Source organism: Myxococcus llanfairpwllgwyngyllgogerychwyrndrobwllllantysiliogogogochensis, from assembly GCF_006636215.1.
GTDB lineage: Bacteria > Myxococcota > Myxococcia > Myxococcales > Myxococcaceae > Myxococcus > Myxococcus llanfairpwllgwyngyllgogerychwyrndrobwllllantysiliogogogochensis.
In genome coordinates this window covers 23,392-33,387 of the sequence record NZ_VIFM01000114.1, presented here as the reverse complement: position 1 = coordinate 33,387, position 9,996 = coordinate 23,392, and the positions used below count along the sequence as shown (strand labels likewise).

Annotated in this window: 7 protein-coding genes; 5 read left to right on the top strand and 2 right to left on the bottom strand. The window is 70.4% G+C overall.

Translation table 11 applies throughout. The features are described 5' to 3' along the window. The first annotated feature begins 215 nt into the window (after window positions 1-215). The gene (locus tag FJV41_RS25935) at window positions 216-1,979 is read left to right on the top strand and encodes a HEAT repeat domain-containing protein (protein ID WP_141645234.1); all 1,764 of its coding nucleotides are present in this window, start codon (window positions 216-218) and stop codon (window positions 1,977-1,979) included. Window positions 1,980-2,003: 24 nt separating this feature from the next. Here FJV41_RS25935 and FJV41_RS25930 read toward each other — a convergent pair whose 3' ends face one another. Further along, window positions 2,004-3,677, bottom strand: a complete 1,674-nt coding sequence (locus FJV41_RS25930) for an amidase (protein ID WP_141645233.1) — start codon at window positions 3,675-3,677, stop codon at window positions 2,004-2,006. A gap of 39 nt (window positions 3,678-3,716) precedes the next feature. After that, window positions 3,717-4,466: a lysophospholipid acyltransferase family protein gene (locus FJV41_RS25925; RefSeq protein ID WP_141645232.1), complete on the bottom strand. Its 750-nt coding sequence runs from the start codon at window positions 4,464-4,466 to the stop codon at window positions 3,717-3,719. A gap of 113 nt (window positions 4,467-4,579) precedes the next feature. Here FJV41_RS25925 and FJV41_RS25920 point away from each other — a divergent pair, with 113 nt between their 5' ends. The 4 genes from FJV41_RS25920 to FJV41_RS25905 all read left to right on the top strand — a co-directional run bounded on the left by FJV41_RS25920 (window position 4,580) and on the right by FJV41_RS25905 (window position 9,993). Then, window positions 4,580-5,476, top strand: a complete 897-nt coding sequence (locus tag FJV41_RS25920; protein WP_141645231.1) for a TIGR02266 family protein — start codon at window positions 4,580-4,582, stop codon at window positions 5,474-5,476. 220 nt (window positions 5,477-5,696) lie between these two features. After that, window positions 5,697-6,518, top strand: coding sequence for a mechanosensitive ion channel family protein (locus FJV41_RS25915; protein ID WP_141645230.1), 822 nt, complete (start codon window positions 5,697-5,699; stop codon window positions 6,516-6,518). A 173-nt stretch (window positions 6,519-6,691) separates the two neighbouring features. Then, on the top strand, window positions 6,692-7,948 hold the full coding sequence (locus tag FJV41_RS25910; protein WP_141645229.1) for a M12 family metallopeptidase: 1,257 nt from the start codon (window positions 6,692-6,694) through the stop codon (window positions 7,946-7,948). 299 nt (window positions 7,949-8,247) lie between these two features. Further along, window positions 8,248-9,993 (top strand): DUF6311 domain-containing protein, encoded by a 1,746-nt coding sequence (locus FJV41_RS25905; RefSeq protein ID WP_246137413.1) that lies wholly within the window; start codon window positions 8,248-8,250, stop codon window positions 9,991-9,993. Window positions 9,994-9,996: the final 3 nt, after the last annotated feature.

Sequence of the window (9,996 nt, the reverse complement as noted above, 5' to 3'; positions counted from 1 at the left end):
GCCCAGGTCTGGAGCGCGCGCGTCCTCCGGCGCCTCGCTGCCATCCATCGTGGGCCCGTCGTCCCCTTCCCGGCGCCCCGCGTCTCCCCGTTCCGACATGGCGCCATGCTAGCCGCCCCACGAGGTCCCCGGACCAGCCCCGCCCCGTTCCCGATTCGTGTGTCACGGCACAGGTGTAGGCTGTCCACCCATCCGCGCGTCCCGGAGGCCTGGAATTGAGCTTCGCCTTCATCATCGCCTTCACCACCACCCTGGCGCTGGGCTCCGCGCCGCCGCCCGACGCTCGCGAGCCGCTCACGGACCTCCTGGATCGCTTCCAGGACGTCGCGCATGACGATTCGAAAACGGACGACGAAGTAGAAGATTCGGGAATCCAGAAGGAACGACAAGCCATGGCGACGGCCATTCAGGCCCATGGCGCGGCCGCCATTCCCCCGCTGCTCGCCATGCTCGACAGCGACAAGGTGGGCGTGCGCGTGCTCGCGGGCTACACCCTGGGCGACATCGAGGGGCTCACCGAGCAGCACCTGGAGCCGCTCATCGAGGCGCAGCGTCAGGGCACGCCGTGGGTCGAGCGGGCCATCGGCCACATCGGAACGCCTCGAGCCCTGGCATTCCTCACGGAGGCCCTCGATGAATACCCCTCGAGACACAACCAGATCACCGGCGCCCTGGAAACGGCGGGAGGCAAAGGGGCCCTCGCACTCACGGAGTCACTGCGCGCTCCCAAGCCTCGGAAACCCGCGTACGTCGACGTCGCCTGCGAGCTGCTGCGTGAAATGAAGGACAAGGCGAGCCCCGCCATCGAGCCGCTCCTCGCGGTGATGGCGGAGGAGAAGACTCATCCCAAGAACCAGGTCCACGCGATACGACTGCTGGGATGCATCGGCTTTCTCGCCCAGCCCGCCGCCGACAGGCTCGAGCAGTTTCGTGAGAAGACGCCCCGGTTGAAGCGTGACATCGACCTGGCACTCATCAGCATCCGCCCCGAGCTGACCGCGGCGCTCTTCGCCCAACAGCTGCGCGTCGATCCCACCATCCCGTTGCTGCGAGACCTCGCGAAGCTGCGTCAGGACGGGCGCGGAGCCGGCGGTGCACTCGTCGAGCTGCTGACCCACGAGAACTGGGAGATAAGAGTCGCGGCGGTCCATGCCATGGGCTACCTCCAGTACACGGACGCAACCGACCTGCTCATCGCCCAGCTCAACGACGAGAAGGACTGGCGGATGGTCATCGTCTCGGTCGAGGCCCTCGGAAAGTTCAAGGCCCAGAAAGCCGTGGGGCCACTGGAGCGCGTCGCGAGGGAGCACTGGTATCCCTTCGTGCGCAAGGGAGCGCTCCAGGCCATCAAGGTCATCCGGGGCGAGGCCACGTACACCGAGGATCCGCACTTTCCCTCGGAGTTCCTCCACTACCGGTTCTCGGCCGACGACACGCCCAACCCGGTCGAGCCGCCCTTCGTCCCGGGGAGCGACGAACTCTCCGAGAAGGACCTCAAGCCGCTGAAGTACCCCATGCAGGTGCGCACCCGGGCCGAGAAGGGTTGGCGCGTCCAGAACTTCCAGGCGGAGCCGGGCTGTGGCTTGCGCGTCGCGAACGGGCACCTCCTGGGCACCAACCGGGGAGAGTGGGGAGGCGAGCTGGTCCACCGGAGCGCGAAGCGCGCCACCACGGTGCTGCTGAAGGAGAACACGCGGTCCATCCACCGCATCGGTGAAACCCTCGTCGCCGTCACGGGACTGGCCCACCTCTCCAGCCATCGCGGAATGCTGTATCGGATCGTCCCCAAGGGTGACTCCTACGTCGCCGAGCCCTGGAGGGTGCTGCCCGGCTCGCCCAAGGTCGCCGGGACGATGGAAGACGGCCGGCTGTTCATCTCCTGCGCGGGCGGCGACGTCATCGTCACACCCGACGGCACCCTGGAGATGTCCACCCGGGAGAGTCGGCGCGCCAGGCCCGTGAAGCCCTCCGCGCCGTGACACACGCGCACACCGCGCTCCAGGTCAGCGCAAGGCCGTGACGTGGATGGCGGGAGTCCGCGCCGCCGTGGCGCGCTCCACCACGCGGCCCAGGCGCAGGAGCAGGTGCTCCTCATACGGGCGCCCCATGAGCTGGACACCCACCGGCAGGCCCGCGCGGTCGAAGCCGGCCGGGACTGACAGCGCGGGGAAGCCCGTCAGATTGCCCTCGCGGACGAAGCGCATCAGCGCATCCACCACGGGCAGGTTCGACTCGCCATCCGGCAACGTCGCCTCCGGAATGAGCGGCGCGGTGGTGGCCGTCGACGGCGTGACGATGACGTCCACGTCCGCCATGACGGCCAACAAGTCGCGCGTCAGCCGGTGGCGGTGGCGCAGCGCATGAATCAGGTCGGTGGCACGGAAGTGCCGGCCGATGGCCAGGTTGGTGCGGGAGTCGAGCCCGAAGTCCGCGGCATTGGCGCGCGAGTGCGGAAGCATCGACTCCGCCATCTCGCTCAGGATGATGCAGCTGTGCGTCCACAGCACCGTGTTCAAGTCAGGCGCGGGAATCTCGACCACCGTCGCGCCCGCGTCGGTGAGGGCGCGCACCGCGTCCTTGCAGCGCGCCACCACGTCCGGTGAGGCATCCTCGAAGTAGGGCCAGCAGATGCCCAACCGCACCCCCATCAAATCCGTGCGCTCGTAACCGGACAGGTGATGCGGCGGCTGCGTCTGCGAGACCAGGTCCTTGCCATCCGGCCCCGCCAGCAGCGAATACATCGCGGCGACGTCGTCGACGGTGAGTCCCATGGGCCCGACGTGGCCCACGTTCCAGCACAGCGGCGGCACGCCCGTCTCCGGGATGCGGCCCCAGGTTGCCTTGAGCCCGACGATGCCGCACAGGGCCGCCGGAATCCGGATGGAGCCACCGCCATCCGCGCCAATGCTCAGCGGACACAGGCCCGCGGCCACGACGGCGGCCGAGCCACTGGAGCTGCCCCCGGTGATGTGCGCCCGGTTCCACGGGTTGCGCGCGGCACCGTGGTGCGGATTCAACCCGATGGGGTTGATGCCAATCTCATTCATGTTGGCCTTGCCCAGGATGAGCGCGCCCGCGGCCCGCAGGCGCGCGGCCACCGTCGAGTCCGCCGAGGCCACCTGGTTGCGGAACCGCGTCCCCAACGTCGTGGGGAAACCCGCCAGGTCCACTTCGTCCTTGAGCACCACGGGAACACCGTCCAGCACGCTCAACGGACGTCCAGCGCGCAGGCGCTCGGCGGACGCCTCGGCGGCGCGGAGCACCTCGTCGGGCTTGCGCGCGATGAACAAGCCCATCCGCGCCTCGCCCCGCTCCAGCCGGTCGATGGCCTCGTTCAACCGCCGCGCCACGGCGACAGGGTCCACGCCCCCCTCCCGGTAGGCGCGCGCGTACGAGCCCACCGTCTCGCGCTCCGGCGTCACGGCCTGCGCGGCGATGGCACGCGCGGCCTGCTCCTGCGGGGACTGGACTTCCGTCGCGGGCGCGCCGGGCGGCAGCGGGAGCTGGAGCGGAGGTGCGTCACCCGCGGGCAGCTCGCGCCACTGGGTGATGCCACTGTCCCGCACCAGCTTCTCCAGCACGGGAGCGCCGACCCCACTCTCCAGGGTGTTGACGAACGCCTTGAGCGCGAACCCCGACACGCGGGGCGCCTTCACCGGGTTGCGTTGGTAGGACATGACGCCGAGCCTACTCGGGGCCGGCCCCGACGTGGGACTTCACCCCGGCGGCAGTCCCAGCCCGTGAGCTTCCGCGAGCTCGCGCAGCCGTTGGAGGAGCGCATCCCGGTCCTCGTAACGCAGGCCCCGCGTCTCCAGCGCGGGCAGCAATTCGACGCGCACCCGGCCCGGGCGCACCCGCCATTCGCCGACGGGAAGCACCGCGCGCGCCCCGTGGAACACCATGGGGACGATGGTCGCCCCGGAGCGAATCGCGAGCACCGCCGCGCCCTTCTTGTAGGGTCCCAGCGCACCGTCGGGGCTGCGCAGTCCCTCGATGGACATGTAGTAGCTGGCCCCCCGCCGCAGCGCCTCCGTGGCCCGGTCCACCGCGCGCCGCGCCTGCGCATGCCACTGCCGCACCACCACCGTGGAGCCCTGCGACAGCGGCACCCACCCCGCGAAGGGCAGCACCGCGAACCCCAGGTTCATGAAGATGAGCGCGGGTCGCGGCAGCGCCGGGGGGGTCACGAACGTCTCGCTCAGGCTCGTCTGATTCAACTGCAGGAAGACGTACGCGGCGGCGTCGTACCGGCCCGCGTTGTGGTCCACCACCTCCACGTCCACGCCGAAGACCCGCCGCGCCCAGAGACACCAGGCGCGCATGAGTGCATCCGACGCCCCCTGGCTCACCGGGCCCAGCAACAGCGCGGGCGTCAGCAGCGGAGGTATCGCCGCGCAGGCCGCGCTCCAGCGCAGCAGGCTCGACAGCAGACCCGGGCGGGGAGGGAGCGCACAGGGAACGTCCATGCGGCCCGCTATACCAGGGTGTATCCATCACGACAGGGTGGAAGCGGACCTCTCGCGCGCCTCCGCGGGGACATGGCAGGCTGCACGGAAGTCCAGGCAGGCAGGGGGGCTCCATGGGAAGTCCACGCGTCAACGCGCTCGAGGAGTACAAGGCGCTGCTCGAGCGACAACGAACCCGACCGCTCGGCCCCGACGACGAGCAACGATTGGAGCTCTTGCGCGACGTGCTCCTGGAGCTGGGCGCGCTGCCGCCCGAGGGCAGTCCCCTTCCCCCGCGCCCCGCGCGAGCGGATGCGGTGCTGGAGCTGACGTTCGCCACGCAGGACGACGTGGTGCGCGCGTACAGCAAGAACATCGGCACCGGAGGGCTGGCCATCCGCACCCCGCGCGCGCTGCCGGTGGGCAGCACCCTGGAGCTGCGCATCACCCTGCCCGACGCCTCCCAGACCCTGCGCGCCGAGGGACAGGTGGTCTGGTCCCGCGAGGACGGCATGGGCGTGGCCTTCACCCAACTGCCGCCCGAGGCCGAGCGCCGGCTGAAGTCCTTCCTCACGCAGGATGCCTCGCTGCTCCAGCGCGTGCGCAGCGTGCTGAAGACGGACGTGATGGGCTTGCTGAAGACGGACGTGCGGGAGCTGGGCAAGGGCCCCGCGCCCCAGGCGGCCACCGCCGTGGAGCTGGACACGCGAGTCCCCATCCTGGTGCGCCTGTCGGACGCGCGGCTGATGACGCTCGTCACCGAGCTGTTCCACCAGAAGGGCCTGCGCGTCGTGACGGACAGCGACAGGCCCGCGCCCATCATCGTCGTCGACACCGGCTCCGCGCTCGACGTGCTCAGCACCGCGGGCCGGCCGGGCTCACGCACCATCATGGTCAACGTGAGCGGGCCCGACTCGTTGATGGGCCGGCTGTCGAACCTCAGCCCCGCCGCCTTCGTGAAGCACCCCGCCACCGCCGCTTCGGTGCTGCTCGCGGTGGAGAAGCTGCTCACGGCCACGAAACCCTCTTGAGGGCCCCACCCCTGACGGAGGGCCCCCGCTGACACGTCAACGGGGGCGGCTGACGCGTCCATGGGCGGCTCAGACCGAGGGGCGATTGCCTCCGTGGGCGTGAAAATGCTTTGCATCCGGGGGCTTACCAGCAGCCCCACTGCTGGCCCGTCCCCTGCACATGCGCACCCTCGAAGCTGGCGCGCCACGGACGTGGACTCTCCGCCGCTTCAGGAACGTCATGGACGCCATTATCGAGCAGTTGAAAACCCTGGCACTCGCAGAGGCCTTCCCCTTCCTGCTCAAGGCAGTCGGGGCCCTGGTGCTGTGGTTCGTGGGTCGCGCCGTCATCAACACCTTCCGGCGCGTGCTGAACATCACCCTGCAGAAGCGTCAGTTCGACGCCACGCTCATCCGGTACATCGAATCGCTGTTCGCAGGCTCCCTCACCATCCTGCTGCTGCTCGGCATCCTGGGGATGATGGGGTTCGAGACCACGTCGTTCGCCGCGCTGCTGGCCGCCGCGGGCATCGCCATCGGCACGGCCTGGTCCGGCCTGCTCTCCAACTTCGCGGCGGGCATCTTCCTGCTCGTGCTGCGTCCGTTCCGCGTGGGAGACGAAATCTCCGCCGCGGGGGCGACAGGCTTGGTGCAGGAGATTGGCCTGTTCGCCACCACCATCGACACGTCCGACAACCTGCGCATCTCCGTCGGCAACAACCGGCTCTTCGGCGACAACATCGTCAACTACAGCCACCACCCCCACCGCAAGATTGTCGTGAAGGTTCCGATGATGCACGGTGGTGACGTCCACGCGCTGATGCGGGCCCTCGCGGAGCGCGTGGCGCTGGTGCCGGAAGTCCAGGCCAAACCCGCGCCCAGCGTCGAGGTGGCGGAGTTCAGCGTGCTGGGTCCCGTGTTGGGCATCGGCGTGTACTGCAAGCCGCCCCAGGCCACCGCCGTGCAGGCCGGCGTCGCGATGGCCGCCTCGGAGATTCTCATGGCCGCGGGCTATGTCGTTCCGCCGCAGACCGCCAACCAGGTGCTCGCCAAGGCGAGCTGAGAGACTGCCCGGGAGCACGCCTCCCGGGCCGCTTCACGTCGCCGGTCGCTCCCTGCCCGGGCGAGGCCGGCGCCGAGCGCCGGCCGCGTCCCTCCCAGTCCTCGCGCCGTCACACGAAGCACCTCGGGACTCTCTCTGACGGGCGGAGCATCCATCGCCAGGGGAGAGTCACCATGACGGACAAACTCAAACAGAACGCGGGCGGGGCGCGAGGCAGGGGGCGCTCGAAACCCCGCGCGGCGGCACCCGAGCCCACGATTCGCCGGGGCCGCAAGGCGGCGCCTCGCGCGAGGACGGCGGGGAAGACAGGCCGCGCCACGACGAGCGAAACCACGAAGGCGCTCGGCTATGCCTACTGCGCACTGCCGCAAGTCCCGGAGCGGCCACTGCCTCCGGACCTGAACGCGCGCCGACTTCGCCTCATCCGCATGAACGAGCAGAAGTGGGCCAACGGCACGGTCCTCCACTACTACTTCTTCGACAAGGCCACGGATGGCGAGGAGGTGCGGCTGGCCAACGGCACCACGCGCTTCGTGCCATGGACGACCACGGACACCGAGAAGGACGTCGTGCGCGCGGCCTTCGAGCGGTGGACGCAGGTGGGCCTCGGCCTGAAGTTCCAGGAGGTGGCCTCGCGCGACGAGGCCGAGGTGCGCATCGGCTTCATGCGCGACGACGGCGCCTGGTCCTACGTGGGCAGGGACATCCTCGCCCAGGGGCAGGACGAGCGGACGATGAACTTCGGCTGGGACCTCACGGAGCACCCGCGCGAAATCGACACGGCCATCCACGAAATCGGCCACACGCTCGGCTTCCCTCACGAGCACCAGAACCCCCACGCGGGCATCATCTGGGACGAGGAGGCCGTCTACGCCGCGCTGGCCCGGCCCCCCAACAGCTGGAGCCGCGAGACGACGTTCCACAACATCATCCGCAAGCTGGTCGCGAGCTCGGTGGAGGGCTCCACCTGGGACCCGGACTCCGTCATGGAGTACCCCTTCCAGCCCGGGCTCATCAAGGAGCCCATCGAGTACTTCCGCAACGGCCTCACCCCGAAGGGCGGGCTGTCGGACCAGGACAAGGCCTGGGCCCGGACGATGTACCCGCCCCTCACCGAGCAGGACTACACCGCGCTGCAGCCGTTCCAGTCCGTGCGCCTGCAGCTCAAGCCCGGACAGCAGCGCAACTTCACCTTCACGCCCCAGGAGACCCGCACGTACGAGCTGCGCACGTTCGGCGTCTCCGACACCGTCATGGTGCTCTTCGAGAAGAGCGGCACGGGGCTGCGCTTCCTCGCCGGTGACGACGACAGCGGCCTGGGCACCAACGCGGCCCTCAAGCTGAAGCTGTTCCGGGGACGCGAGTACGTGGTCCGCCTGCGGCTCTACTACGAGGAGCGCGCGGGCGAGTCCGCCATCATGCTGTGGTGAGCCCCCCCGCCCGCGCTTCCTCGGAAGCGCGCGGAGCCAGCGCTCGCTCCCGTGCTCGAGGTCCACGGGGGCGAGGCGCGGCCCTTCCCCCGGGGCTGACGAGGCCTGAAGCCTCCGGGGCTGGCGACGACGCTCGACTGACGATATGGCTCGCCCCCCTGTCCCCCGGGTTGCCGGGGAGCGCGACACCAGGACAGTCCAGGAGCCCCGCAGGTGGTGATGACCGCGACTCGCAGCCCGGCCTCGACGTCCCTCGACACAACGGCCCCGCCTCCCCTCCTCCCGAGTGGAGCCCTCGCTTGAGCGCGGACCTGGGCTCGGGCGTGGAGGGCCGCTGGACCTGGGTGGCTCCGCTCCTCGCGGCGGTGTTCGGTCTGCTCTGGTACCTGGCGGTGGGCGGTGGGCCCACGCTGGACCCCACCGACCTGGACTGGCTGGGGGGCGACTTCGCGCAGCACGCGCTCGGCTGGATGCACTTCCGCGACGCGCCCTGGGGCTTTCCCCTGGGCAGCACGCCGGGCCTCCTGCGCCCGCTGCCCATGTCGGTGGCCTTCTCCGACTCGAATCCCTGGGTGTCGCTCGCGCTCAAGCCCTTCGCGCACTGGCTGCCCCGGGACTTCCAGTTCATCGGCCCGTGGCTCGCCCTGTGCTTCATGCTCCAGGGCTGGCTGGGCGCGCGGTTGACGGGCCTCTTCACGCCGAGCCCCGTCCAGCGCGTCCTCGGGGGCGCCCTGTTCGTCCTCGCGCCCGTGCTGCTGTACCGGACGGGGCACGACACGCTGTGCGCGCAATGGCTGCTCACCGGCATGCTCTGGGTGCACCTGCGCCCGCGCGCGAGTACTCGCGACGCGTGGAAGGCGCTGGGGTGGGCGCTGCTGCTCAACACGCTCGCTTCGGGCATCCATCCGTACCTGGAGGTGATGGTCTTCGCCCTCACCCTGTCCCTGCTGGCCACCGTGACGTGGCGCGAGCACCACCTGTCGCGGCGCGCGGCGGCCCTGGCGCTGGCCGGGCTCTGCCTGGTGCCGGCGGCGCTGTTCGTCGCCTTTGGCTACGTGGGCCAGGGCGTGCGCTCGGGCTCGGCCGGCTTCGGCTACTTCAGCTCCGACCTGCTCACCCTGGTCAACCCCATGGACTGGTCCCGCGTGCTGCCGGGCCTGCCCACCGGCCGTGGACAGTATGAGGGGTTCGGCTACCTGGGCACCGGCGTGCTCGCCCTCGCGGCGGCGGCCCTCTGGAAGCCCCAGGGCGTGGGCGCCCAGGTGCGCGAGCGCCTGCGCACCCACGCTCCGCTCGTCGTCGTGCTGCTGCTGCTCGCGGTGCTGGCGCTCTCGTCGGTGCTGACGGTGGCGGGCGTGACGGTGCTGTCGCTGCGCAAGGCGGTGTCCCCGCTGCTGCCGCTGCTCAGCCCCTTCCGGGCCTCCGGCCGCTTCATCTGGCCCTTGCACTACGCGGTGCTGACGGGGCTGCTCGCGCTCACGCTGTGGCGCTGGCGCCAGCGGCCCGCGGTGGCCACGGGCCTGCTGCTGGGCGCGGTGCTGCTCCAGTCCCTCGACACGGCCGAGCTCTGGACGCGCAACCACTTCGCCGTCACGCCCTGGCCCCGCCTCAAGGCCCCCGAGTGGGCCCTGGTGGACGCGTCCTACCGACACCTCGTCCTCGTCCCCCCGTACGTCCACCTCTCGGAGACGCCCTGCCTCAAGAGCGCCTTCGTGGAGCGCGACTACGTGAGCTTCGGGGACCTGGCGTACAGGCAGGGCCTGACGACCAACAGCGGCTATCCAGCCCGGCTCAGCGAGGCACGCGTCTCCGAGGTCTGCGAGGCGCTCCTAACCGACGTCTCGGCGGGGCGACTCTCTCCGGACACGCTCTACATCGTCGACCCGGCCCGGCTGGAGTCCTTCCGGCGACTGGGTGACGCCGTCACCTGCGGCACCGTGGAGGGCTTCCAGGTCTGCGTGGCCCAGCGTGAGGGGCGCTTGCGCGAAGCCCTCTCCCGCTCCGCGCCCTCCCCCATGGGCACCTCGGTGGACACGCCCCGCTGAGAC

Bases quoted from the DNA above. Each gene is read 5' to 3' on its own strand.
- FJV41_RS25915 (WP_141645230.1), top strand. From the start codon at position 5,697: ATGGACGCCATTATCGAGCAGTTGAAAACCCTGGCACTCGCAGAGGCC.
- FJV41_RS25930 (WP_141645233.1), bottom strand. From the start codon at position 3,677: ATGTCCTACCAACGCAACCCGGTGAAGGCGCCCCGCGTGTCGGGGTTC.
- FJV41_RS25910 (WP_141645229.1), top strand. From the start codon at position 6,692: ATGACGGACAAACTCAAACAGAACGCGGGCGGGGCGCGAGGCAGGGGG.
- FJV41_RS25920 (WP_141645231.1), top strand. From the start codon at position 4,580: ATGGGAAGTCCACGCGTCAACGCGCTCGAGGAGTACAAGGCGCTGCTC.
- FJV41_RS25925 (WP_141645232.1), bottom strand. From the start codon at position 4,466: ATGGACGTTCCCTGTGCGCTCCCTCCCCGCCCGGGTCTGCTGTCGAGC.